22 protein-coding genes are annotated in these 23,214 nt (G+C 69.3%); 15 read left to right on the top strand and 7 right to left on the bottom strand.

What is annotated here, in order from left to right; translation table 11 throughout:
• Positions 1-106 precede the first annotated feature (106 nt).
• From ribD to ACFY9N_RS04945, 5 genes are all read left to right on the top strand, one after another.
• Complete coding sequence (gene ribD, locus ACFY9N_RS04965) at positions 107-1,150, top strand: bifunctional diaminohydroxyphosphoribosylaminopyrimidine deaminase/5-amino-6-(5-phosphoribosylamino)uracil reductase RibD (RefSeq protein WP_391477195.1); 1,044 nt, start codon at positions 107-109, stop codon at positions 1,148-1,150.
• Positions 1,150-1,782 (top strand): riboflavin synthase, encoded by a 633-nt coding sequence (locus ACFY9N_RS04960; protein ID WP_391477194.1) that lies wholly within the window; start codon positions 1,150-1,152, stop codon positions 1,780-1,782. The genes ribD and ACFY9N_RS04960 overlap by 1 nt, the downstream gene beginning before the upstream one ends.
• Positions 1,779-3,044: a GTP cyclohydrolase II gene (gene ribA / locus ACFY9N_RS04955; protein WP_391477193.1), complete on the top strand. Its 1,266-nt coding sequence runs from the start codon at positions 1,779-1,781 to the stop codon at positions 3,042-3,044. Before ACFY9N_RS04960 ends, ribA begins: the two co-directional genes overlap by 4 nt.
• On the top strand, positions 3,041-3,514 hold the full coding sequence (gene ribH, locus ACFY9N_RS04950; protein WP_391477192.1) for a 6,7-dimethyl-8-ribityllumazine synthase: 474 nt from the start codon (positions 3,041-3,043) through the stop codon (positions 3,512-3,514). Before ribA ends, ribH begins: the two co-directional genes overlap by 4 nt.
• A gap of 76 nt (positions 3,515-3,590) precedes the next feature.
• Complete coding sequence (locus tag ACFY9N_RS04945; RefSeq protein WP_391477190.1) at positions 3,591-3,944, top strand: Fe-S protein; 354 nt, start codon at positions 3,591-3,593, stop codon at positions 3,942-3,944.
• Positions 3,945-4,250: 306 nt separating this feature from the next.
• Here the strand turns inward: ACFY9N_RS04945 and ACFY9N_RS04940 are convergent, their stop codons facing one another.
• The 3 genes from ACFY9N_RS04940 to ACFY9N_RS04930 form a co-directional block, all read right to left on the bottom strand.
• The gene (locus ACFY9N_RS04940; protein WP_391477189.1) at positions 4,251-5,087 is read right to left on the bottom strand and encodes a hypothetical protein; all 837 of its coding nucleotides are present in this window, start codon (positions 5,085-5,087) and stop codon (positions 4,251-4,253) included.
• Positions 5,081-5,605, bottom strand: coding sequence for a hypothetical protein (locus ACFY9N_RS04935; RefSeq protein ID WP_391477188.1), 525 nt, complete (start codon positions 5,603-5,605; stop codon positions 5,081-5,083). Before ACFY9N_RS04935 ends, ACFY9N_RS04940 begins: the two co-directional genes overlap by 7 nt.
• Positions 5,606-5,895: 290 nt before the next feature.
• Positions 5,896-6,879, bottom strand: coding sequence for a LacI family DNA-binding transcriptional regulator (locus tag ACFY9N_RS04930; RefSeq protein WP_391477187.1), 984 nt, complete (start codon positions 6,877-6,879; stop codon positions 5,896-5,898).
• Positions 6,880-7,038: 159 nt separating this feature from the next.
• On the opposite strand from ACFY9N_RS04930, the gene ACFY9N_RS04925 reads away from it, so the two are divergent.
• From ACFY9N_RS04925 to ACFY9N_RS04910, 4 genes are all read left to right on the top strand, one after another.
• Positions 7,039-7,956 (top strand): carbohydrate ABC transporter permease, encoded by a 918-nt coding sequence (locus ACFY9N_RS04925; protein ID WP_391477185.1) that lies wholly within the window; start codon positions 7,039-7,041, stop codon positions 7,954-7,956.
• A gap of 1 nt (position 7,957) precedes the next feature.
• Complete coding sequence (locus tag ACFY9N_RS04920; protein ID WP_391477183.1) at positions 7,958-8,848, top strand: carbohydrate ABC transporter permease; 891 nt, start codon at positions 7,958-7,960, stop codon at positions 8,846-8,848.
• Positions 8,849-8,924: 76 nt separating this feature from the next.
• Positions 8,925-10,280: an ABC transporter substrate-binding protein gene (locus ACFY9N_RS04915; RefSeq protein WP_391477182.1), complete on the top strand. Its 1,356-nt coding sequence runs from the start codon at positions 8,925-8,927 to the stop codon at positions 10,278-10,280.
• A gap of 103 nt (positions 10,281-10,383) precedes the next feature.
• Positions 10,384-12,120 (top strand): beta-galactosidase family protein, encoded by a 1,737-nt coding sequence (locus ACFY9N_RS04910; protein ID WP_391477181.1) that lies wholly within the window; start codon positions 10,384-10,386, stop codon positions 12,118-12,120.
• A gap of 19 nt (positions 12,121-12,139) precedes the next feature.
• Here ACFY9N_RS04910 and ACFY9N_RS04905 read toward each other — a convergent pair whose 3' ends face one another.
• Positions 12,140-12,637: a GAF domain-containing protein gene (locus ACFY9N_RS04905; RefSeq protein ID WP_391477180.1), complete on the bottom strand. Its 498-nt coding sequence runs from the start codon at positions 12,635-12,637 to the stop codon at positions 12,140-12,142.
• Between the two features lie 145 nt (positions 12,638-12,782).
• On the opposite strand from ACFY9N_RS04905, the gene ACFY9N_RS04900 reads away from it, so the two are divergent.
• Positions 12,783-14,243, top strand: a complete 1,461-nt coding sequence (locus ACFY9N_RS04900; RefSeq protein ID WP_391477179.1) for an MFS transporter — start codon at positions 12,783-12,785, stop codon at positions 14,241-14,243.
• Between the two features lie 83 nt (positions 14,244-14,326).
• Here ACFY9N_RS04900 and ACFY9N_RS04895 read toward each other — a convergent pair whose 3' ends face one another.
• On the bottom strand, positions 14,327-15,358 hold the full coding sequence (locus ACFY9N_RS04895; RefSeq protein WP_391477177.1) for a S66 peptidase family protein: 1,032 nt from the start codon (positions 15,356-15,358) through the stop codon (positions 14,327-14,329).
• Positions 15,359-15,489: 131 nt separating this feature from the next.
• Between ACFY9N_RS04895 and ACFY9N_RS04890 the strand changes: the two genes are divergently transcribed.
• Together ACFY9N_RS04890 and ACFY9N_RS04885 are read left to right on the top strand one after the other, a co-directional pair.
• Complete coding sequence (locus ACFY9N_RS04890; protein ID WP_391477176.1) at positions 15,490-15,696, top strand: AsnC family protein; 207 nt, start codon at positions 15,490-15,492, stop codon at positions 15,694-15,696.
• A 68-nt stretch (positions 15,697-15,764) separates the two neighbouring features.
• The gene (locus ACFY9N_RS04885) at positions 15,765-17,669 is read left to right on the top strand and encodes an ABC transporter ATP-binding protein (RefSeq protein WP_391477174.1); all 1,905 of its coding nucleotides are present in this window, start codon (positions 15,765-15,767) and stop codon (positions 17,667-17,669) included.
• A 160-nt stretch (positions 17,670-17,829) separates the two neighbouring features.
• Here the strand turns inward: ACFY9N_RS04885 and ACFY9N_RS04880 are convergent, their stop codons facing one another.
• A complete protein-coding gene (locus ACFY9N_RS04880) occupies positions 17,830-19,692 on the bottom strand; it encodes a phosphoenolpyruvate carboxykinase (GTP) (RefSeq protein ID WP_391477173.1) in 1,863 nt (620 codons plus the stop codon).
• Between the two features lie 111 nt (positions 19,693-19,803).
• Here ACFY9N_RS04880 and ACFY9N_RS04875 point away from each other — a divergent pair, with 111 nt between their 5' ends.
• Positions 19,804-21,246: a helix-turn-helix domain-containing protein gene (locus ACFY9N_RS04875; protein WP_391477171.1), complete on the top strand. Its 1,443-nt coding sequence runs from the start codon at positions 19,804-19,806 to the stop codon at positions 21,244-21,246.
• A gap of 7 nt (positions 21,247-21,253) precedes the next feature.
• On the opposite strand, the gene ACFY9N_RS04870 is transcribed toward ACFY9N_RS04875, so the two are convergent.
• Positions 21,254-22,363 carry a winged helix DNA-binding domain-containing protein gene (locus tag ACFY9N_RS04870; protein WP_391477170.1) on the bottom strand — a complete coding sequence of 370 codons (1,110 nt, stop codon included), beginning with the start codon at positions 22,361-22,363 and terminating at the stop codon, positions 21,254-21,256.
• A gap of 151 nt (positions 22,364-22,514) precedes the next feature.
• On the opposite strand from ACFY9N_RS04870, the gene ACFY9N_RS04865 reads away from it, so the two are divergent.
• Both ACFY9N_RS04865 and ACFY9N_RS04860 read left to right on the top strand, forming a co-directional pair.
• The gene (locus tag ACFY9N_RS04865; RefSeq protein ID WP_391477169.1) at positions 22,515-22,889 is read left to right on the top strand and encodes a DMT family transporter; all 375 of its coding nucleotides are present in this window, start codon (positions 22,515-22,517) and stop codon (positions 22,887-22,889) included.
• Positions 22,886-23,203 (top strand): DMT family transporter, encoded by a 318-nt coding sequence (locus ACFY9N_RS04860; protein WP_391477167.1) that lies wholly within the window; start codon positions 22,886-22,888, stop codon positions 23,201-23,203. The genes ACFY9N_RS04865 and ACFY9N_RS04860 overlap by 4 nt, the downstream gene beginning before the upstream one ends.
• Positions 23,204-23,214 lie beyond the last annotated feature (11 nt).

Here is a 23,214-nt window from a genome sequence, read left to right as displayed (position 1 = left end):
CGACGGTGATGCGGGAGAGATCCCGCTAGTCCGGAAGGGAGGCAGCACGATGCGCCGCCGTGCGCGCCGTCCATCCTCCCTCGGAGCCTTCAGAGAAGGACGACGGATGGCAGTGAACGAGACAGAGCGCCAGGCGATGAGCCGCGCTCTCGCCCTCGCGGCCCTCGGCCCCCGCGGAGTCAACCCGCAGGTCGGCGCGGTCATCCTCTCCCCCGACGGCGCGGTCCTCGCCGAGGGCTGGCACCATGGCGCCGGCACCCCGCACGCCGAGGTCGACGCGCTGTCGAAGCTCGCCCCCGGCGCCGCTCGCGGGGCGACGGCCGTCGTCACGCTCGAGCCCTGCAACCACACCGGTCGCACCGGCCCCTGCGCGGTCGCACTGATCGAGGCCGGCGTGAGCCGCGTGATCTACGCGCTCGACGATCCCGGTGCCGTGTCCGGAGGCGGCGCGGAACGACTCCGCGCTGCGGGCGTCAGCGTCGAGGCCGGCGAGCAGGCGGAGGCCGCGCACGCCGTGATCGACGGATGGCTCACCGCGCAGCGGCTCGGCCGCCCGCACGTGACGGTGAAGTGGGCGCAGAGCCTCGACGGACGCGCCGCTGCCGACGACGGCACGAGCCAGTGGATCACCGGCCCCGAGGCGCGAGCCGACGTGCATCGCCGCCGCGCGGCATCCGATGCCATCGTCGTCGGCACCGGCACCGTGCTCGCCGATGATCCGTCGCTCACCGCCCGTGACGGCGATGCGCTGCTCGCCGATCAGCCCGTCCCGGTGGTCATCGGCTCGCGTCCGACGCCGCCCGATGCGGCGGTTCGCCGGCATCCGCACAGTCCCCTCTTCTTCGAGGGCCACGACCTGCGCGCGGTGCTCGCCGACCTGCACGGCCGCGGCATCCAGAGCGTGTTCGTCGAGGGCGGTCCGACGCTCGCGAGCGCGTTCGTCGCGGCGGGCCTCGCCGACCGTGTGCTCGCCTACGTCGCCCCCGTGCTGCTGGGCGGGAGCCGTCTCGCCCTCACCGACATCGGCGTCTCGTCGATCGGCGAGGCGCGCCGCCTGACGATCGACGAGTGGGTGCCCCTCGGCGCCGATCTGCTCGCGATCGCCCACCCCGTTTCACTCCCCACCGCGTCGACCGAAGGAGCCGTCTGATGTTCACCGGGATCATCGAGGAGGTCGGCGAGATCACCGCCATCTCGCCGTCGGGCGACGGTTGGCGCCTGACCGTGCGCGCGCCGAAGGCCGCGTCCGATGCCGTGCACGGCGAGTCGATCGCCGTCTCGGGCGTCTGCCTGACCGTCGTCGGCTCGAGCGCCGATTCCTTTGACGCCGATGTCATGAAGCAGACCCTCGACGTCGCGGCACTCGGCGATGCCGCGGTCGGCACGCGCGTCAACATCGAGAAGGCGATGCCCGTCGGCGCACGCCTGGGCGGCCACATCGTTCAGGGCCACGTCGACGGCGTCGGGCGCGTGCTCGAAGTGCGGCCCGGCGCCCAGTGGAGTGTTTTGCGCGTCGGCCTTCCCGCCGACCTCGCCCCGCTCGTGGTCGACAAGGGATCGATCTCGGTCGACGGAACGTCGCTGACCGTCAGTGCCGTGAGCACGCCTCCGTCGACGACCGACGCGTGGTTCGAGGTCTCGCTGATCCCCGAGACCCTCGCGGCCACGACCCTCGGCACGCGCGCCGTCGGCGACCGCGTCAACCTCGAGACCGACATCCTCGCCCGGCACGTCGAGCGTCTGCTCGCGTTCCGCGCCGCACCGGAAGGAGGCTCGCGATGAGCCTTTCCACGATCGCCGAAGCCCTCGACGCCCTGCGCGCCGGGCGCCCCGTCCTCGTCGCCGACGACGAGAACCGTGAGAACGAGGGCGATGTCATCCTCTCGGCCGAGCTCGCCACCCCCGAGTGGGTCGCGTGGACCGTGCGCTGGTCATCCGGATTCATCTGCGCGCCGATGCCCGCCGACCGCGCCGACGACCTCAACCTGCAGCCGATGGTCGCTGCGAGCGAAGACGCGCGTGCCACCGCGTACACGGTGAGCGTCGATGCGGCCGAGGGGGTCACCACCGGCATCAGCGCGCACGACCGCGCGCACACGCTCAACGTGCTCGCGAACCCCGAGTCGACCGCCACGAGCATCATCCGTCCGGGCCACGTGCTTCCACTGCGCGCCGTCGACGGAGGCGTGCGCGAGCGCAGCGGTCACACCGAGGCCGCCGTCGACCTCATGCGCCTCGCGGGACTGCAGCCGGTCGGTGCGATCGCCGAGGTCGTGGCCGAAGACGGCAGCATGATGCGGATGCCGGGGCTCCTCGAGCTCGGCGCCCGCGACGGCGTGCCCGTGATCACGATCGAGCAGCTGATCGACCACCTCAACGAGATCGATCCGCAGGGCGACAACGGTCCGGTGCGCAACCGCCGGGTGAGTCTGCGCGCCGACGCGACCGTGCCGACCACGCACGGCACCTTCCGGTTCCTCGCCTATAAGGACCGTGTCACCGGTACCGACCACATCGCCGTCGTCTCGGGAGAGCCGCAGGAGACATCGCTCGTGCGCGTGCACTCCGAGTGCCTGACCGGTGAGGCCTTCGGTTCGCTCAAGTGCGAGTGCGGCCCGCAGCTCGACGCCGCGCTCGACGCGATCGAGCAGGACGGCGGGATCGTCATCTACATGCGCGGTCACGAGGGGCGCGGCATCGGACTCATCAACAAGCTCCGCGCCTACAGCCTGCAGGAGGAGGGGCTCGACACAGTCGATGCGAACCTCGCGCTGGGACTGCCGGCGGACGCCCGCGAGTACGCGGCGGCCGCCGGGATCCTCGCCGACCTCGGCGTATCGAAGGTGCGCCTGTTGACGAACAACGTCGACAAGGTGAACCAGCTCCGCGAGCTCGGCCTCGACGTCGTCGAGCAGGTGCCGCTGATCGTCGGTGTCGGCCCCAACAACCATCAGTATCTCGAGACGAAGCGTGACCGGATGGGTCACATCATCGGCGAGGCGGAACTCAAGGCCGCCCTCGCAGACGGAAAGGACGACGCATGAGCGGCGCAGGAGCACCGAAGACCGAGAACATCGACGGACGCGGCGTGAACGTCGTCATCATCGCCGGCACCTGGCACGACACGATCACGAACGGCCTGATCGCCGGTGCCGAGCGGGTGCTGAACGAGGCTCGGGCCACGCACCGCCTCGTGCGCGTGCCGGGTTCGTTCGAGCTCGCCGTCGCCGCGCAGGCCGCTTTCGCCGGTGGTGCGGATGCGGTGGTCGCGCTCGGCGTGATCATCCGTGGCGGCACGCCGCACTTCGAATACGTCTCGGCGGCGACGACGGACGGCCTCACCCGCGTCTCGCTCGACACCGGCAAGCCCGTCGGCTTCGGCGTGCTCACGCTCGACGACGAGCAGCAGGGTCTCGACCGTGCGGGGCTCGAGGGATCGAAGGAGGACAAGGGCGCCGAGGCAGCGGATGCCGCGCTGCGCACCGCTCTCGTCATCCGGGAGCTGCGCGGCTGATCTCGCGCTCGCCGCTCGCTGAGGGGAGCCTTCCCTTGCTGGCGGAGGGCGGGCGGGGAATCGTACCGTGAGGGTCATGGAGACCCTGCGCCACGTCGTTCTCTTCGTCCACCTGATCGGCTTCGCCGTTCTCTTCGGGGCATGGGCAGTGCAGGCCTTCGGCGGCAAGCGCGTCTTCACGCGGCTGATGAGCATCGGCATGGCGATCGCCGCGGTCGCCGGTCTCGCTCTCGCCGCCCCGTGGGGCATCTCGTACGAGCTGAACTACGTCAAGATCGGCGTGAAGCTGGTGCTGCTGCTTGTCATCGGCGCGCTGCTCGGCATCGGCACCGCGCGGCAGAAGCGCGGAGCATCCGTGCCCCCGATCATGTTCTGGCTCGTCGGCATCCTCACCGCGGCGAACGCCGCCATCGCCGCGATCTGGCGCTGAGCCCGCTCGATTCTCGCTTCGGACGCGTCTTCCGCGGCCTTCCGCGCTCGCGTGCACGGAGATGTCACGTCTGCACGGAGCAACCGGTGGTTTCGTCGTGCACGTGTGATCGAGCCGTGCAGATGAACGGTGCGAGGTCGCGAAGACTGGGTCGCTGAGCTCGTCGAAGCGTCCCACCGCATGTGCACCTGCGGGTGTGCTCGGGGCGGGGGCCCTTCGACGGGCTCAGGGACCCAGTGTCTCTGGGCGTGGGGCCCTTCGTCTCGCTGCGCTCGCTCAGGGACCGGGTGTCGTGGGGCGTCTCGTTCAGCAGCCGGGGGCGGTGGGTTGTTCGGTGCAGGTGTGTTGGACGAGGGCGGTGTGGGCTTCGTAGATTCGGATGGTTTGGGTGGGTCCGGGTGTGGTGAGGGTTCCGGTGAGGGGGATGTATCCGGTGCCGAGGTCGATCTCGGCGGTGTAGTGGATGGTGACGGTGGTGTCGTAGGTGCCGCGGTCGTCGTAGACGTGACTGGTCGGGGTGGGCGTGAACTGGGGTTGGTGGAGGGCGTCCCAGGTCGCACCTGCGGTGGTGGTGTGCGCGGTGGTGCCGTCGCCGTAGGTGAAGTCGTAGCCGACGGGGGTGAACCGGGCGGTGACGGGTGCGCCGAAGAGGGTGCCGGTGCGGGTGTGGACGGATGCCATGGTGACGAAGTTCGTGGGGAGCCCGGCGATGCCGATGTTGCCGGGGTCGGCGGAGGGTGTCGCGGTGGCGGGGCTGAGGGTGACGAGGTCGGTGATCGAGATCTCCGGGGCGCCGGGGGCGGATGCCGGGGCGTCCGGTGCTACGCCGGGCACGGCCCCGCGGACGCATCGGAGATCGGAGACGCCGCGGCAGTCGTCGGTGTCGTAGTTCTGCTGCGGGCGGGAGTACCGCGGGCCGGAGGTCCCCGAGTTCGAGGACCCGGGATTCGCGCCCGGGTACGGCGACGAACCGGGATACTGCGGGCTCGGCTGAGTGCCGGTGACCGTGACGGAGGAGCCGTCTGTGGAGCCGCAGCGACCAGCCGAGGCGAGACTGGACTCGCATGCTCCGGAAGCGGCGACAGCTTCAGGGCCGCTCAACACGAGCGAGCCGACGATCAGGAAAGATGCGGCGCTCAGCATGTCTGGCCACCATCCGCCGTCGATTCCGACACCATCAACTGGTGGTCAGATTCGTCAAGCGTGACCAACAGTGGCACCTTCGATTGACGATTTGACGGAGTGACGTCAACGCCGTTCTCATCCAGTACCGCTGTCCCGCTGACGTCTAGGCACACGAGGACTTGGACCGACACAACACCGGCCTCGAACTCGGCCTGGAGCGGAGTGAACTCGGTGATCTCTCCATCACCGCTGATCACGATCCCCTCGCTCGCAAGCACCCGGCGCGCGTCCGTGTCTCCTTCGAGCGCGAATCCGATCAGAAATCCCCTCGGGTCCGCCTCTTCGTCCCCGCGGCGTTCCGCGTTTACCGCCTCGTTGTACGCCCGGTACACCTCCTCCGCGGCGGCGAACGCTTCTTCCTCGCTCGCGAAAGCCGGGGTCGGGGTGGGCGAGGGTTCCGCGGCGGGCGCGCAGCCGCTGAGAGCGGCGGCGAACGTGAGAGCGAGGATGGCAGCGGGGTATCGGGTCGAGAGCACCGGCATAAAGTAGCCCGAATCCGAGCGCACCCGCGGAAGTTATCCACAGGCCAGATCGAGCGCCACGGGGCGGGCCCTTCGACGGGCTCAGGGACCCAGTTCCTCGGGGCTCAGGGGCCCAGTTCCTCGGGGCGGGGCCCGTCGACAGGCTCAGGAACCCAGGCTCTCGGGGAGGGCCCTTCGACAGGCTCAGGAACCCAGTTCCTCGGGGCGGGGAGCTTCGACAGGCTCAGGGACCCGGACAACGGGTGGGCCCTTCGTCTCGCTGCGCTCGCTCAGGGACCGGTGCCTCAGGGGTGCGGGGGCGCTGTGCTCTCGCGGACGACGAGTTCGGTGCCGACGAGCGGAGTCTGGGCGACCTCTCCCCCGTCGAGTTCGGCGAGCAGAGCATCGACCGCGAGCGCGCCGACCTTCTCGGGATGCTGCTGCACCGTCGTCAGGGGCGGCCAGATCTGCGCGGCATCCGGCAGTCCGTCGAAGCCGACGACGCTCACGTCGCCCGGGATGTCGCGGCCGGCCTCGCGGAACGCGCGCACCACACCGATCGCCATCTGGTCGTTGGCGGCGAAGACAGCGGTGACGTCGTCGCGGTCGCGCAGCGCGACACCGGCCCGATAGCCGGACGCGGCGCTCCAGTCCCCCGGGATCATCTCGGGCACCCGGCGGCCACGCGCCTCCAACGTCGACCGCCACGCTTCGCGGCGACGCTCCGCCGAATACGACTCCGTCGGACCCGACACGTGCCAGACGGTCTCGTGCCCGAGGTCGAGCAGATGCTCGGTGGCGAGCCGGGCGCCCTGCGCCTGGTCGGTGTCGACGAACGGATGCGTCGAGCCTCGGTTCGAGTCGACGAGCACGATCGGCAGGCCGTCGGGGATCTCGACCTCCGCCTCGTCGAGCTGATGGGCTTCGACAACGATGATGATGCCGTCGACGGCATGCTCCTCGAGACGGCGGAACGCACCCGCGACCGTCTCGCGCGCACTGGATTCCACGGGGATCAACGTCAGCGCGTACCCCATCTGCGACGCACGCACGGCGATCGCGTCGAGGGTGCGCTGGTTACCGTAGGAGCTGAACGAGAACATGATCACGCCGATGGCGCGGAATCGACCCGATCGCAGGGCCCTGGCCGCGCTGTTCGGCCGGTAACCGAGGTGCTGCATCGCCTGCTCGACGCGCTCTCTGGTCGCCGCCCCGACATAGCCTCGGGCGTTCACCACCCGGGAGACGGTCTGTCCCGAGACGCCGGCCTCGCGCGCCACGTCTTCCATCGAGGGGTCTCGTCGCCGCGGCGACTGCTCTGTCGAGGATTCCAGGGACACGATTGATCATCCATTCATGTGTTGACGTTGACACACTAGCAGTGCATCGCATATGTTGACGTTGACACACGGCGCAGTGAGCGCCTGGACTTGGAGAAGGTCTCGTCGATGACGACTGAAATCATTGCGGCCCCCGGAGCCGCCGGCATCCGCCGCCGCGAGAAGCGCGACTGGAAGGGATGGGCCTTCGTCGGCCCGTTCATGCTCGTGTTCGCGCTGGTGTTCCTCACCCCGCTCGCGTACGCCCTGTACCTCAGCTTCTTCCAGGAGAAGCTGATCGGCGGCACCGCGTTCGTCGGTTTCGACAACTACGTGCGCGCTCTCACCGACCCCCAGTTCTGGGAGGCGTTCGGCCGCGTCGTGATCTTCCTCGTCGTGCAGGTGCCGATCATGCTCGCGCTCGCGCTGGGCGCGGCGCTCGCGCTCGACAGTGCGCGCCTGCGCGGAGCCTCGTTCTTCCGCATCCTGATCTTCCTGCCGTATGCGGTTCCCGCCGTCGTGGCGGTGCTCATGTGGGGCTACATCTACGGCGACCAGTTCGGCCTGACCTCGAACATCAACGATCTCCTCGGCATCGACGCGATCACCCCGTTCGCCAAGGAATGGATGCTGGTCTCGATCGGCAACATCGTGACGTGGCAGTTCGTCGGCTACAACATGCTGATCTTCTACTCCTCGCTCAAGACGATTCCCACCGAGATGTACGAGGCGGCCTCGCTCGACGGCGCTGGCGCCTGGCGCACGATCTTCTCGATCAAGATCCCCTCCGTGCGGGGCGCCCTCGTCATCGCCACGATCTTCTCGATCATCGGCAGCTTCCAGCTCTTCAACGAGCCGAACATCCTGCGCCCCCTCGCCCCGAACGTGATCACGACGTACTTCACCCCGAACATGTACGCGTACAACCTCTCGTTCGCCGGCCAGCAGTTCAACTACGCCGCGACGATCGCCATCATCATGGGCATCATCACGGCCGTGATCGCCTACGTCGTGCAACTGCGCGGCTCGAAGTCGGAGGTGCGCTGACATGGCACTCCCCCTCGCCCGCTCCGCGCGCAAGCGCAACGACCCCCTGAACCCGCGGTCGTCGAAGACGCTGCTGATCGTGATGGTCGTGTACGCGCTGTACACGCTCGTCCCCCTCGTCTGGCTGCTGTTCAGCTCGACGAAGACGCAGTCGGGACTCTTCAGCTCGTTCGGCCTCTGGTTCGCCGACGACTTCGCGTTCATCGACAACCTCGTGGCGACCTTCTCGTTCCGCGACGGCATCTTCCTGCGCTGGCTCGGCAACACCCTGCTCTACGTCGTGGTCGGCGCGGGCGGGGCGACACTGCTCGCGACCATGGCCGGCTACGGCCTCGCGAAGTACCGGTTCCCCGGCCGTCGCGCGGTCTTCGCGATCGTGCTCGGCGCGGTCGCGGTGCCCGGTACGGCGCTCGCGGTGCCGACGTTCCTGCTCTTCAGCGAGTTGGGTCTGACGAACACCCCCTGGGCGGTCATCATCCCGTCGCTCATCAGTCCGTTCGGTCTCTACCTGATCTGGGTGTTCGCGTCGGAGTCGATCCCGACCGAACTGCTCGAAGCCGCGCGCATCGACGGGGCCGGCGAGTTCCGCACGTTCTTCACGATCTCGCTGCGCCTGCTCGCGCCCGGCATCGTGACCGTCACCCTGTTCACGGTCGTCGCGACGTGGAACAACTACTTCCTGCCGCTGATCATGCTCTCCGACCCCGCCTGGTACCCGCTCACCGTGGGCCTGAACCAGTGGAGCTCGCAGGCGATCGGCGCCGGATCGCAGCCGATCTACAACCTGGTGATCATGGGCTCGCTGCTCACGATCATCCCGATCGTGATCGCATTCCTGCTGCTGCAGCGGTTCTGGCAGTCAGGTCTCACCGCGGGAAGCGTCAAGCAGTGAGCATCCCGCTCTCCGCACCTCGCATCGCAGAAAACGTCGATCCGATGCTGGATCGCACCCCCGAAAGGACACAGCAATGAAGCACCTTCCTCACCCCGCCGCGCGCCGCACCCTGACGGTGCTCGCGGCCGGCACCGTGGCCGCGCTGGCCCTGGCCGGTTGCAGCACCGGCGGAGCCGGCGGCGGCAGCGCCGCCGGCGACGGCTCGTTCGACTCGGTCGAGGCCGCGCTCGAGACCGGCGGCGAGATCACCTACTGGTCGTGGACCCCCTCCGCCGAGGCACAGGCTGCGGCGTTCATGGAGGAGTACCCGAACGTCAAGGTCAACGTCGTCAACGCCGGCACCAACACCGACGAGTACACGAAGCTGCAGAACGCCATCAAGGCGGGTTCCGGCGCCCCCGACGTCGTGCAGATCGAGTACTACGCCTTCCCGCAGTTCGCGCTGACGGATGCCTTCGTCGACCTGTCGCAGTACGGCTTCGCCGACTTCGAGGACGACTACACCGCATCGACGTGGAACTCGGTCACCTCGGGCGACGCGATCTACGGTCTCCCCCAGGACTCCGGCCCCATGGCGCTGTTCTACAACAAGGCCGTCTTCGACGCCGCCGGCATCGCCGTGCCGACCACGTGGGACGAGTACTACGAGGCCGCGAAGGCGATCCACGCCGCGAACCCCGACGCGTACATCACCAACGACACCGGCGACGCGGGCTTCGCGACGTCGATGATCTGGCAGGCCGGCGGCCAGCCCTTCTCGACCGACGGCACCGACGTCACGATCGACCTCCAGGACGAGGGCTCGAAGAAGTGGACCGAGAACTGGAACCGCCTCGTCGAGGAAGACCTCGTCGCCCCGGTCAGCAGCTGGAGCGACGAGTGGTTCCGCGCTCTCGGCGACGGCAGCATCGCGACCCTCGTGATCGGCGCCTGGATGCCCGGCAACCTCATCTCGGGTGCGCCCGACGGTGCCGGTGACTGGCGCGTCGCCCCGATGCCGACCTACGACGGCACTCCCGCCAGCGCCGAGAACGGCGGCGGCGGCCAGGCCGTCACCACGCAGAGCGAGAACCCCGAGCTCGCGGCCGGATTCCTGTGGTGGCTGAACAACTCCGAGGACAGCATCTCGCTGTTCCTCGAGAGCGGCGGCTTCCCGTCGACCACCGCCGAGCTGTCGAGCGAGGAATTCCTCGCCGACGCCCCCGAGTACTTCGGCGGTCAGAAGATCAACGAGGTGCTCGCCGCAGCCGCCGAGGACGTCGTCTCCGACTGGAGCTACCTCCCTTACCAGGTCTACGGCATCAGCATCTTCGGTGACACCGTCGGCCAGTCCTACCAGAACGGCACCGACCTGAACGAGGGTCTCCTCGCCTGGCAGGACGCCCTGGTCGAGTACGGCAACTCGCAGGGCTTCAGCGTCAACAAGTAACACGACGGCCGGATCGGGCCCTTCGACAGGCTCAGGGACCCATTCCTGGGCTCGAGCCTCAGCGCCCGATCCGGCCGCTTCTCTACCGAAAGCACTCCACATCGTGACCTCCTTCACCATCGGCGACACCGACTTCCTCCGCGACGGACAGAAGCACCAGGTGATCGCCGGCGCCCTGCACTACTTCCGCATCCACCCGGATCAGTGGCAGGACCGCATCCGCAAGGCGCGTCTGATGGGTCTCAACACGATCGAGACCTACGTCGCCTGGAACGCGCACGAGCCACGCAAGGGCGAATGGGATGCCACCGGATGGAACGACCTCGGCCGCTTCCTCGACCTCGTCCACGCCGAGGGGATGGACTCGATCGTGCGCCCCGGCCCCTACATCTGCGCCGAGTGGCACAACGGCGGGCTGCCGACCTGGCTCACCGCCGGAGATCGCGCTCTGCGCTCGTCGGACCCCGATTTCCTCGCCGACATCAGCGCGTACCTGCGCCGCGTGTACGAGATCGTCGCGCCGCGGCAGATCGATCGCGGCGGCCCGGTCGTGCTGGTGCAGATCGAGAACGAGTACGGCGCCTACGGCTCCGACAAGGCGTACCTTGCGGCGCTCGTCGCCCTCACGCGCGAGGCCGGGATCACCGTGCCTCTCACGACCGTCGACCAGCCCACCGACCAGATGCTCGCCGACGGCAGCCTGCCCGAACTCCACAAGACGGGCTCGTTCGGCTCGCGCAGCGCCGAGCGTCTCGCCACCCTGCGCGCGCATCAGCCCACCGGCCCGCTCATGTGCTCGGAGTTCTGGGACGGATGGTTCGACTGGTGGGGCGGGGTGCACCACACCACCGACGTGGAGGCCGCGGCATCCGATCTCGACGCTCTGCTCGCCGCGGGGGCGTCGGTGAACATCTACATGTTCCACGGCGGCACCAACTTCGGCCTGACGAACGGCGCGAACCACAAGGGCCGCTACCTTCCGATCGTCACCTCCTACGACTACGACGCCCCGCTCGACGAGGCCGGCGACCCGACGGCGAAGTTCTTCGCCTTCCGCGACGTCATCGCGAAGTACGCGCCGGTTCCCGATGAGCTGCCCGCACCCCGGGCGTCCGCCCCGGTCGCGAGCGTCGAGCTCACGCCCGCCGGCGCATGGACGGATGCCGCGGCATCCGCTTCGCCCGCCGCTCTCCCCGTCACGTTCGACGAACTCGGGCACCTCAGCGCACTCGTGCGCTACGACGTCGCTCTGCCCGCGATGAGCGGACCGGCGCTGCTCACCGTCGAAGAGGTGCGCGATCTCGCCTGGGTGAGCGTCGACGGTCAGCCCGTCGGAACGCTCTCGCGCACGCGCCACGATCAGGCGCTGCGGATCCCCGCGGGGCGCACCCTGAGCATCCTCGTCGAGGAGCAGGGCCGCGTGAACTACGACCACCGCCTCGGCGAGGAGAAGGGCCTGATCGGCGTACCCGCGATCGACGGAAAGCCGCTCACGGGCTGGACCTCGACCCCGCTCGACGTTGCGACGATCGCCGACGAGGTGGCCGCGCGCACCGCGGCACTTCCCGGGGACGGACCCCGCGCGTGGACCGGGGATCTCGACCTCGATGCTCCCGCCGACCTGTTCCTCGACACCGGCGCGTGGAGCAAGGGCTACGCCTTCGTGAACGGGTTCTTCCTCGGCCGCTACTGGCGCAACGGGCCGCAACGCACGCTGTTCGTGCCCGCGCCGGCGACCTGGGCGGGGTCGAATCGTGTCGTCGTGCTCGAACTCGAGGAGCTGCTCTCGCCGCGCGCCGAGTTCGTGCGCGGGCTGTGCCTGGGCGACACCGAAGAGTAGATCGCTGGCGGGCGGCGGTTCAGATCTCGTCGCGGTACCGCTGCCACACGGCAGCGGTCGGCGGAGTGACGCCCTCCGCCCGGATGCGCTGCCAGTTGCGCCCGCCCCGACCGAACGCCGCCTGCACGGCGCCGGGCACGAGATCGTCCGGGACCGGCTCGAGGATCCAGTCGCAGGCGCGCACGTGCACGAGATCCGCGGCGAGAGCCTCCACCGATTCGTCGTAGGTCCACGGTCCCGCGAGCCGGCCGAGATAGCTGAGGCCATCGATGTCTCGCGTCCAGGCGTACGCACCGATCGGCGCCCGAGCGAAGCGCTCGATCTTCCATGCCAGCCGGATGCCGCTCTGCTCGTCGGCGAGCGCCAGGGCAGCATCCAGCGTCGTCGGCGGCGGAGACACTCGACCGCCGATGCCGCAGATCCCGAGCGCGAGCGCCCGTTCGGCTCCGACACCCCGGGGCACGGCGTCGTCGCGCGACCGCATCGGTGCGCGATAGACGGGTAGTTCGATCGACATGGTGATGTCCCTCCGACGCCCCGACTCTACGTATCGCGTCACATAACGCCCTCCGGGACCGCCACGCGTCCAGGCAACTCCCAGGGAGGCGTAAACTCGCCCGAGTGCCTCGGTATACCAGGGCACTTATTTCCTAAGGAGCAGCATGAGTACGACCACAGCACCAGCGAATCCCCGCTCGCGTGTCATCACCGCGAGCCTGGTCGGCACGACCATCGAGTTCTACGACTTCTACGCCTACGCCACGGCGGCCGTGCTCGTTTTCCCGGTGCTCTTCTTCCCGACCGGCAACGACACCACCTCTCTCCTCGCCTCGTTCGGCGTGTTCGGCGCCGCCATGGTCGCCCGCCCGATCGGTGCGGTGGTCTTCGGCCACTTCGGTGACAAGTACGGCCGCAAGGCGACCCTCGTCGCATCGCTGCTCACGATGGGTATCGCGACGTTCCTCATCGGACTCCTCCCCACGTTCCAGCAGATCGGCTGGGTGGCCGCCCTCCTGCTGCTGATCATGCGTCTCGCGCAGGGCTTCGCGCTCGGTGGCGAGTGGTCGGGTGCGGCCCTGGTCGCCACCGAGAACGCCCCGAAGGGCAAACGCGCCTGGTACGGCACCTTCCCGCAGCTGGGCGCCCCGCTCGGATTCATCATCGCCAACCTGCTGTTTCTCAGCATCAACTGGCTGCTCCCCCACGCCGAGAACCCGGCGCTCAAGTCCGAGGCGTTCCTCGCCTGGGGCTGGCGCATCCCGTTCCTGTTCTCCGCCGTGATGGTCATCATCGGTCTCTGGGTGCGTCTGCGCCTCGTCGAGTCCGACACGTTCAAGAAGGCCGAGACGAAGGGCACGATCCGCAAGCTCCCGCTCGCGACGGTCTTCCGCCACCACTGGAAGCAGCTCATCCTCGGCACGTTCTTCATGCTCGCGACCTACGTGCTCTTCTACCTGATGACGAACTTCACGCTGTCGTACGGCACGAAGCCGGCATCGCTCGAGACGGCATCCGCTGCGGCCCAGGCTGCCGCAGAAGCAGCCGGCAACGACTTCGACGCCTCGGCGTTCGCCGCACAGTTCTACCCGGGACTCGGCTTCGGCTACACCGACTTCGTGCTCATGCAGATCATCGGCGTCGTGTTCTTCGGCATCTTCACGCTGCTCTCGGGCCCGATCGCCGACAAGATCGGTCGCCGTAAGCTGCTGCTCTGGGTCACCGGTCTCATCATCGTCTTCGGCCTCACGTTCAACGCGTTCCTGCTGCCGGCCGTCGACCCGAAGTTCACGGGCGCTCTCGCGCAGGCGTTCCTCGTCTTCGGCTTCATGCTCATGGGCGCCACGTTCGGCCCGATGGGCGCCCTGCTGCCCGAGCTGTTCCCGACGAACGTGCGCTACTCGGGCTCGGCGATCTCGTACAACGTCTCGTCGATCCTCGGCGCGGCCGTCGCACCGCTCATCGCGGTGTGGCTGTGGCAGGCGGGCGGTGGCGCTCCGTGGCTCGTGGGTCTGTACCTCTCGGCCATGGGTGTTCTGACGTTCGTCGCGCTGGTGCTCTCGAAGGAGACCAAGGACGTCGACTACGAGGACGACCTCGGCGTGGCGGCGACGCCGCAGCCGTAACGGCATCCGACACCGGAGAACGCCTCTGGGACCCTTCGACGAAGGGCCTCAGAGGCGTTCTCACATCTGATGGACCGTCGCGGTCAGTAGTCGGCGAAGATCCGGCAGGCGGCGCCGTCGAGGGTCATCGTGCCACCGTAGGGCACGATCCACTGCGGGCGGGTGTGGCCGAACGGCGGACCGACGCACACCACCGCCTCGGGGTTGTACCGGGTGACGACGTCGATCACGACGTCGCGCTGGGCCGCACGCAGGGCGCGCGCCTCGTCATCGGTCGGCGAGAAGTCGAAGTCGCTCACCGGCGGGCGGGCGACGACCACGCCGGAGACGGCCGACAGGATGCCGCGCTCCCCCAATCCACGCATCCACCGATTCACCCAGCTCGCGGGCGGCCGCTCCTCACTCGTCTCGAGGAGCAGGATCGATCCGGCCAGATCCTCGACCGCGGGCAGCCGATCGGCGAGGGCGAGACTGTCGACGACCTCGAGGCATCCGCCCCAGGTCCGCCCCGAGACGGTGCGCGCCGGACCGGCCCACGCCCACGAGTCGGTCGGAGTGCGGTCGCCGTACTCGCTCAGCGCGCGCGGATCGACCCAGCGCCGGCCGATGTCCTCCGACTCGCCGGGCGCGGTGATCTCCACCGTGCCGCGCTCGATCAGCGCGGCACGTAGCGAGAGCAGGTGCACGTCGTCGACCGCGGGGCCGGGGCCGAGGTGCACGGCGGTCGAGCCGCCGTAATAGCCGCGGATACCGAGGCCCCACAGCCAGTTCAGGATGTTCGTGTTGTCGCTGTACCCGAGGAACGGCTTGGGGTCGGCGAGCGCCAGGGCGGGATCGAGATGCGGCACGACGAGGATCTGGTCGTCACCGCCGATGGTCGCGAGGATCGCCCGGATGCTCGGATCGGCGAAGGCCGCGTTGACGTCGGCGGCCCGCGCCTCCGGGCTCGCGTCGAGGAGGCGCGTGGTCGGGTACTCGACGGGTACGAGCCCGGTGAGATCGGCGAGCCGCCGCAGAGCCTGCGCGTGAATCTCGGGCGCGACCGCCGGGGCGGCGAACGCGGGCGACAGCACGGCGACGCGGTCACCGGGGCGGAGTGCGGGAGTGTCGAGCATCCGTCCAGTCTGCCGATCCGGCTTTCGAATCGCTCACTTCGTCGTTTCGCAGGGGCGGAATCGACAAGGTGAGCGATTCGAAACGTCAAAGTGGGTTGACGAACGACAGGAGCGTCAACTAGCGTTGACGCATGAGCATCCGCACCGCGATCGCGACCGACCCCGAGGGTGAACCCCTCGCCGAGCTGAACCGCCTCACGGCACTCCGTCGTGAGATCTCGCGAGCCGAAGAGGCGCAGGTTCGCCGAGCCCGCAACACCGGGTACTCCTGGCAGGCCATCGCGAGCGCCCTGGGCGTCTCGAAGCAGGCCGCGCACCGGCGGTTCGGGCGCTCCTGAGCGACCGCGTACCCCCTCCGCACGAAGTACGGTCGTAGTACCCCCTTTTTCTCAGAACGAGGTCATCCATGTCCCGGACGGCGACTCCGCGCCGACGCGGACGCGGCGCGCAGCAGGACGGTCCGCGCGCCACGTTCCGCCAGTTGCTCCCCTTCCTCTTCGAGCACAAGCGCACGCTCGTCGTCGTGGCCGCGCTCAGCGTCTTCGGCGCCGCGACCTCGCTCGTGCAACCGCTGCTCGTCGGGCAGGTCATCGAGGCGGTGCAGTCCGGCGGCACCCTCGGCATCCTGGTGTGGTTGCTGATCGGTTTCGTGATCGTGTCGTCGATCATCTCCGGCTTCCAGCACTACCTGCTGCAGCGCACCGGTACCGCGGTGGTGCGCTCCAGCCGCCGCAAGCTGATCGCCCGCATCCTGCACCTGCCGACCTCGGAGTTCGACGCCCGTCGCACCGGCGACCTCGTCTCGCGCGTCGGCACCGACACGACCCTGCTCTACGCCGTACTCACGCAGGGACTGGCGGATGCCGTCGGCAGCGCCGTGCTGTTCATCGGAGCCCTCGTGGCGATGCTCGTGATCGACCCGATCCTCCTGCTGCTGATCGTGCTCGTGATCGGCGTCTCGGTCGTCGTCGTCGTGGCCCTCAGCGGACGCATCCGCACGGCCTCGACCGAGCAGCAGCAGAAGGTCGGCGAGCTGGCCTCCGGGGTCGAGCGCGCGGTGGGATCCATCCGCACGATCCGCGCCTCGGGCGCGACCGAACGTGAGACGGCGGCGGTGTCTCGGACCGCCGACGAGGCGTACGGTCTGGGCGTGCGGATCGCGAAGATCTCCTCGCTCGTCGTGCCGGTCGCCGGCATCGCCCTGCAGCTCTCCCTCATCGTGGTGCTCGGCGTGGGAGGGTTCCGCGTTGCAGCCGGCGCACTCTCGATCGCGTCACTGATCGCGTTCATCATGTTCCTCTTCCTGCTGGTGATGCCGCTCGCGACGACGTTCGGGGCGATCACCTCGGTCAATCAGGCGCTCGGCGCCCTCGGACGCATCCAGGAGGTGCTCGACCTGCCCACCGAGACGCAGGACGACGAGCGGATCGCCGCCGACATCGCGCGCCCCGAGCCTGCGGCGGATGCCCCGGCCCTCGAGTTCCGCGACGTGCACTTCCGTTACCCCGACAACGTCGTCGCCGCCCGCGAGGCCGCCGCGAAGGCCGCCAGAACGTTGCTCGAAGATGCCCATGTCGAGAAGCCGGAGACGATCGACGGCACCGTCGCCGCTGTGGAGGACACCGCTGACCACGAGGTGCTGCGCGGCGTCTCATTCGCGGTGCCGCGCGGCGCTCGGGTCGCTCTCGTCGGGCCCAGCGGCGCGGGAAAGAGCACGATCCTCTCGCTCGTCGAGCGCTTCTACGACCCCACGGGCGGATCGATCCGCGTGCACGGTCACGACGCGCGCACCTACCCGCGCGACGAGCTGCGCGCGCACTTCGGCTACGTCGAGCAGGATGCTCCGACCCTCGCCGGCACGCTCGCCGACAACCTGCGACTCGCCTCGCCCGAGGCATCCGACGCCGACTGCGAACGCGTGCTGCGCGCGGTCAACCTGGGCGACGTGCTCGAGCGCAGCCCGCTGGGTCTTGCGGCACCGGTGGGCGAAGACGGCGTGATGCTCTCGGGCGGCGAGCGCCAGCGCCTCGCGATCGCCCGCGCACTGCTCACCGATGCCCCGATCCTGCTGCTCGACGAGTCGACGTCGTCGCTCGACGGCGTCAACGAACAGCGCATGCGCGAGGCGATCGACGCCGTCTCGACCGACCGCACGCTCGTGGTGATCGCGCACCGCCTCTCGACCGTCGTCGACAGCGACCTCATCGTCGTGCTGCAGGACGGCGCGGTGGTGGGTCAGGGCACGCACTCAGAGCTCGTCGAGTCGACGCCGCTGTACCGCGATCTGGCGCGTCACCAGCTGCTCGCCTGATCGGCAGCGCGCACACGAACAACGCGAAGGCGGGATGCCGGAGACCACTCAGCCATGGGTTCGTCTCCGACATCCCGCCTTCGCGGGTCTCACGCGAGTCCCTCGACGGGGACTCGGAGGTGCCGGCTCCCCCGAACCGGCACCTGGCCCTGCGCTCCGGTCATACCTTCTCGAGGCGGTACCGGAGCGACGCCAGTTCGGCACGCAGCGCGGCCGGAAGATGGTCACCGAACGTGTCGTAGAACTCCTCGGTGCGATCGGCCTCGACCCGCCAGGCCGCGGGATCGACCCGGAACAGCTCGTCGAGGTCGGCCTGCGGGACGTCGAGTCCGTCGAGGTCGAGGTCCTGCGGGCGCGGCAGCCGCCCGATCGGGCTGTCGACGGCCGGCACGTCGCCGGAGATCCGGCGGATGATCCAGTCGACGACGCGCGAGTTGTCGCCGAATCCCGGCCACAGGAAGCGGCCGTCGTCGCCGCGGCGGAACCAGTTGACCTGGAAGATTCGCGGAGCACGATCGAACCGCAGCCCGCGTCCGACGTTCAACCAGTGGCCGAAGTAGTCGCCCATGTTGTAGCCGCAGAACGGGAGCATGGCGAACGGGTCGCGGCGCAGTTCGCCGAGCGTTCCTTCGGCTGCGGCGGTGCGCTCCGAGGAGATGTTCGACCCGAGGAAGACGCCGTGGGTCCAGTCGGTCGCTTCGACCACGAGCGGCACGTTGCTGGCACGACGCCCGCCGAACAGGATGACGTCGAGCGGCACGGCCTCCTCCCAGTCCTCGGCGATCTGCGGGCACTGCGACGCGGAGACGGTGAAGCGGGAGTTCGGGTGCGCGGCGGGGCGGCCGGAGTCCGGCGTCCAGGCATTGCCCTCCCAGTCGGTGAGCTCAGCGGGAGCGGTGTCGGTCAGGCCCTCCCACCACACGTCGCCGTCGGGGCGGAGCGCGACGTTCGTGAAGATCGTGTTGCCCCACAGCGTCTCGACTGCCGTGACGTTGGTGGCCTCGCCCGTACCGGGGGCGACGCCGAAGAATCCGGCCTCGGGGTTGATCGCCCAGAGGCGGCCGTCCTCTCCCGGACGGATCCAGGCGATGTCGTCTCCGAGCGTCTCGACCTTCCAGCCGGGGATCGTCGGCCGCAGCATCGCGAGGTTCGTCTTCCCGCACGCCGAGGGGAACGCCGCGGCGACGTGGAACGCGCGCCCCTGCGGGTCGATCACACGGATCAACAGCATGTGCTCGGCCAGCCATCCCTCGTCGCGGGCGATCACCGAGGCGATGCGCAGTGCGAAGCACTTCTTGGCGAGGATCGCGTTGCCGCCGTAGCCCGAGCCGTAGGAGAACACCTCGAGGGTTTCGGGGAAGTGCACGATGTACTTCTCGTCGTTGCACGGCCACTCAGCATCCGTCTGCCCGGGCGCGAGAGGCGCGCCGACGGTGTGCGCCGTTCGCACCCACGGGGCGCCCTCGGCGATCTGCCGGGTGACGGCGTCGCCGACACGCGTCATGATCCCGATCGAGGCGACAGCGTACGCGCTGTCGGTGATCTGCACGCCGATGTGCGACAGCGGGCCGCCGACCGCTCCCATCGAGAACGGCACGACGTACATCGTGCGTCCGCGCATGGACCCGGCGAACAGGCCGTTCATCTTCTCGCGCATCTCGGCGGGCGGCGCCCAGTTGTTCGTCGGGCCCGCATCCTCCTCCTTCTCGGAGGAGATGAACGTGCGCCCCTCGGTACGAGCGACGTCGCTCGGGTGCGAGCGGGCGAGGTACGAGCCGGGTCGCCACTCGGGGTTGAGCTTGATGAGCTTGCCCTCCGAGACGAGGCCGCGCAGCAGCCAGTCGTTCTCGGCGCGCGAGCCGTCGACCCAGTGCACCGAGTCGGGCTGGGTCAGCTCGGCCATCTCGTCGACCCAGGCGACCAGCTCCACCATCGCGGGAGTGTCATAGGCCGGCACCGTGCCGAAGGTGCGCGCGGCGGCGACGGGCGAGGTGCGAGGGGTGAAGACTTCGGCGATGGCCATGGACTGCTCCTTTGAAGTGTGGGGCGTTGAACCCATCTTCTTCGGCATTCCTCGCGACTTTTCGACGATTCTGGTCGTAAATATCGCGATTCTTTCGTCTAAGATCAAGGAATGGCGTCCTCCGGCATCCATCTCACGACTCTCGGCCACCGCATCCGGCACCACCGGCAAGCTCGCGGATTCACTCTCGACGAGCTCGGCGCGCTCGTGGGTGTCGCCGGGTCGCAGCTCAGCCTGGTCGAGAACGGCAAGCGCGAACCGAAGCTCTCACTGCTGCAGGCCATCGCGCAGGCCACCGGGACCGAGGTCACCGACCTCATCTCCGGCGAGCCGCCGAACCGCCGCGCCGCGCTCGAGATCGAGCTCGACCGCGCGCAGGAGAGCCCGGTCTTCCGCCAGCTCGGCATCTCCCCCGTGCGCGTGACGAAGGGCATGAGCGACGAGACCATCGAGTCGGTGCTGGGTCTGCACCGCGAGCTGCAGCGCCGTGAGCGCGAGGCCATCGCGACACCGGAGGAGGCGCGCCGCGCGAACACCGAGCTGCGGCTGCGGATGCGCGCGCAGAACAACTACCTCGCCGACATCGAGAAGCTCGCCGAGAAGCAGCTGAAGGCCGCCGGCCACGTGCAGGGCGCGCTCAGTCACCGCACCGTGAGCATCATGGCCGAGCGTCTCGGCTTCGAGCTCATCTACGTGAACGACCTCCCGCACTCCACCCGCTCGGTCACCGACCTCGAGAACGGCCGTATCTACCTGCCGCCCGCCTCGATCCCCGGCGGGCACGGTCTGCGCTCGATGGCACTGCAGGCGATGGCCCACCGACTCCTCGGCCACACCCCGCCCACCGACTACGCCGACTTCCTGCAGCAGCGCCTCGAGATCAACTACTTCGGCGCCTGTTGCCTGCTGCCCGAGACGGCATCCGTCGCCTTCCTGCAGCAGGCCAAGAAGGACCGCAACCTCGCCGTCGAGGACTTCCGCGACGCGTTCGGTGTCACGCACGAGGCCGCGGGCATGCGCATGACCAACCTCCTCACCCAGCACCTGGGCATGTCGCTGCACTTCCTGCGCGTGGACTCCGACGGCGCGATCACGCGCGTCTACGAGAACGACGACCTGCCGCTGCCGATGGACGTCACCGGGGCCGTCGAGGGCCAGCGGGTGTGCCGCAAGTTCCAGGCCCGCGCGGCCTTCGGCCAGCAGAACCGCACGACCGAGCACCACCAGTACACCGACACCCCATCGGGAACGTTCTGGTGCTCGACGCAGACCGGATCGTCGGCCGACGGCGAATTCTCGATCACGGTCGGGGTGCCCTTCGACGACGCGCGCTGGTGGCGCGGGCGCGAGACGACCGATCGCGCCGTGTCGAACTGCCCCGACGAGTCGTGCTGCCGGCGCCCTTCGTCAGAGCTCGCGGAGCGCTGGAACGGCAAGTCGTGGCCGAGCGCCCGCGTGCACACGCACATGTTCTCGCCGCTGCCGCGCGGTGCGTTCCCCGGCGTCGACGACAGCGAGGTCTACGAGTTCCTGGGGCGTCACGCCGAGGAGTGACCCGCGGTCAGCCCTCGGCGCGTTCCGGAGCCCCGAGGAATGCCGCGTGCCGGGCGAGCGCCGCGCGCAGCTGCGCGTCGATCTCGGGGTCGAGGGCGGCCGTCCGCTCCCCCGCACCGAACAGCTCGACGACCGCCCGGCCGCCCTCGCGCCCGGATGCTGGCGGAAGGCGCCACACGCCGACCACCTCTCCATCGATGACCACGACCGGGCGCACCATCCCGTTCTTGCCCGGTCCGACCGCGCCCAGGCCCTCGGGCGGGCACACGAGGCTGCGATCCGCGTAGGAGATGTAGTACTCGTCGAAAGCCCCGAGCACCTGAACCCGCGGCGCACCCGGTGAACGACGCGGCGGCTCGGCAGCCGCAAACGTGCCCTCGTCGATCTCGGTCACGCGACCGGCAGCACGCTCCCGGGCATCGCGCGATACTCCGAGGGTGAGCCCCGACCACCACGCGAAGTCCTCGACGCGCGCCGGACCATGGCCGTCGACGTAGCGCACGAAGAGCTCGGCGAGCGGATCGTCCGGCCACGCCGCGTCGCCGATCCACGCATCGGATGCCACGAAGCGCTGCTCCCGCGCGATGCCCGCCGACGCCGTCGCCGGCACGACCGGACCCTGGCAGATCTCGCCCCGCATCGCGAGAGCGCCGAGCAGGTGCACGCCGCGCTGATCCCGAGGGTCGACCCCGGCATCCGTCCACCGTGCGAAGGCCTCCGCACGCGAGCATCCGCCGTCGCGGAGGACCGGATCGATGATCCCGGCCGCGCGTCGGAGCAACTCCTCATCGATACCGAGGTCCCGGTGGCGTGCGGCGGCCGCGGCCAACTGGCGCTCCCCCGTGACCGAGAGCACCCACCCCAGATCCCGCGCAGGGATCGTGTGCAGAGTGCCGCGCATCGTCCATGCGCGCACGATGTCGCCGCGATCGAAGGCGCGATCGACGGCGGCCAGAGTGACGGTGCCGCGCGTGCGGGCCGCCAGCGCCCAGCGCCCGGCGGTGAAGTCCTGACTCTGCACCGCGAGCATGTGCCCCGCGGCATCGACCACCGACGCGGCGCGGGCGGTGAGCCGATGCGAGCGCAGGCGCTCTCGACGCAGCTTCGTGGGATTCATGACCCCATGATGCCCGGCACCTCCGACAGGCGACAGCTCCCGCATCCGTTCACCTCCCGGACAGGGAATCCTGCGAGCATCCGACGCGTTCTCCCCTGCGGCGCTCGAGCCCGGCATCCGCCGTCGGCCCGCCGCTCCCGAAAGGCCTGCGATGACCGACCGACCCCGCCGCTCGCCGTGGCCGCCGCTGCTGATCGCGATCGCCCTCGAGGTGACGGCGACACTGTCGCTGCGCGCCGCCGAGGGCTTCACGCATCCGCTCTGGCTGATCGTGGTCGTCGCCGGGTACACCGGGTCGCTGTGGCTGCTGTCGGTGGTGCTCGACCGCGGCATGCCCGTGGGCGTCGCCTACGGCATCTGGTCGGCGATCGGCGTGGTGCTCACCGCCGTGCTCGGCACCGTGCTGTTCGGTGAGACGCTCGGCACGGTGCAGATCATCGGAGTCGGCGCGATCGTGATCGGCGTGCTGCTCGTGGAGCTCGGATCGCATGCCCGCTCGACCGCCACGACCGAGGTCGTGTCGTGATCTGGCTGCTCCTCGTGCTCGCGATCGCCAGCGAGGTCACCGCGACGTTGAGCCTGCGGGCCTCCGAGGGCCTGCGCCGCCGGCGATGGATCCCGGTGATCGTCGTCGGCTACGTCGCCGCGTTCTCGCTGCTCGGTGCGATCCTGGCGATGGGCATGCCCGTGGGCGTCGCCTACGGCATCTGGGCCGCCGCCGGCGTCGCGATCACCGCGGTCATGGGCCGCATCCTCTTCGAAGACCATTTCTCGGCGATGATGGCCGCGGGCGTCGCCCTCATCGCCGTCGGCGTCGCTCTCATCGAGTTCGGGCACTGACCGCAACGACA

This window comes from Microbacterium sp. NPDC008134 (genome assembly GCF_042957055.1).
Classification (GTDB): Bacteria; Actinomycetota; Actinomycetes; order Actinomycetales; family Microbacteriaceae; genus Microbacterium.
This window is presented reverse-complemented; position numbering and strand designations above follow the sequence as displayed.

Coding starts and splice junctions, on each gene's coding strand:
- ACFY9N_RS04870 (WP_391477170.1), bottom strand. CDS start 22,363: ATGAATCCCACGAAGCTGCGTCGAGAGCGCCTGCGCTCGCATCGGCTC.
- ACFY9N_RS04940 (WP_391477189.1), bottom strand. CDS start 5,087: ATGCTGAGCGCCGCATCTTTCCTGATCGTCGGCTCGCTCGTGTTGAGC.
- ribA (WP_391477193.1), top strand. CDS start 1,779: ATGAGCCTTTCCACGATCGCCGAAGCCCTCGACGCCCTGCGCGCCGGG.
- ACFY9N_RS04895 (WP_391477177.1), bottom strand. CDS start 15,358: ATGCTCGACACTCCCGCACTCCGCCCCGGTGACCGCGTCGCCGTGCTG.
- ACFY9N_RS04885 (WP_391477174.1), top strand. CDS start 15,765: ATGTCCCGGACGGCGACTCCGCGCCGACGCGGACGCGGCGCGCAGCAG.
- ACFY9N_RS04865 (WP_391477169.1), top strand. CDS start 22,515: ATGACCGACCGACCCCGCCGCTCGCCGTGGCCGCCGCTGCTGATCGCG.
- ACFY9N_RS04890 (WP_391477176.1), top strand. CDS start 15,490: ATGAGCATCCGCACCGCGATCGCGACCGACCCCGAGGGTGAACCCCTC.
- ACFY9N_RS04900 (WP_391477179.1), top strand. CDS start 12,783: ATGAGTACGACCACAGCACCAGCGAATCCCCGCTCGCGTGTCATCACC.
- ACFY9N_RS04915 (WP_391477182.1), top strand. CDS start 8,925: ATGAAGCACCTTCCTCACCCCGCCGCGCGCCGCACCCTGACGGTGCTC.
- ACFY9N_RS04960 (WP_391477194.1), top strand. CDS start 1,150: ATGTTCACCGGGATCATCGAGGAGGTCGGCGAGATCACCGCCATCTCG.
- ACFY9N_RS04875 (WP_391477171.1), top strand. CDS start 19,804: ATGGCGTCCTCCGGCATCCATCTCACGACTCTCGGCCACCGCATCCGG.
- ACFY9N_RS04945 (WP_391477190.1), top strand. CDS start 3,591: ATGGAGACCCTGCGCCACGTCGTTCTCTTCGTCCACCTGATCGGCTTC.
- ACFY9N_RS04930 (WP_391477187.1), bottom strand. CDS start 6,879: ATGGAAGACGTGGCGCGCGAGGCCGGCGTCTCGGGACAGACCGTCTCC.
- ACFY9N_RS04920 (WP_391477183.1), top strand. CDS start 7,958: ATGGCACTCCCCCTCGCCCGCTCCGCGCGCAAGCGCAACGACCCCCTG.
- ACFY9N_RS04925 (WP_391477185.1), top strand. CDS start 7,039: ATGACGACTGAAATCATTGCGGCCCCCGGAGCCGCCGGCATCCGCCGC.
- ribD (WP_391477195.1), top strand. CDS start 107: ATGGCAGTGAACGAGACAGAGCGCCAGGCGATGAGCCGCGCTCTCGCC.
- ACFY9N_RS04905 (WP_391477180.1), bottom strand. CDS start 12,637: ATGTCGATCGAACTACCCGTCTATCGCGCACCGATGCGGTCGCGCGAC.
- ribH (WP_391477192.1), top strand. CDS start 3,041: ATGAGCGGCGCAGGAGCACCGAAGACCGAGAACATCGACGGACGCGGC.
- ACFY9N_RS04880 (WP_391477173.1), bottom strand. CDS start 19,692: ATGGCCATCGCCGAAGTCTTCACCCCTCGCACCTCGCCCGTCGCCGCC.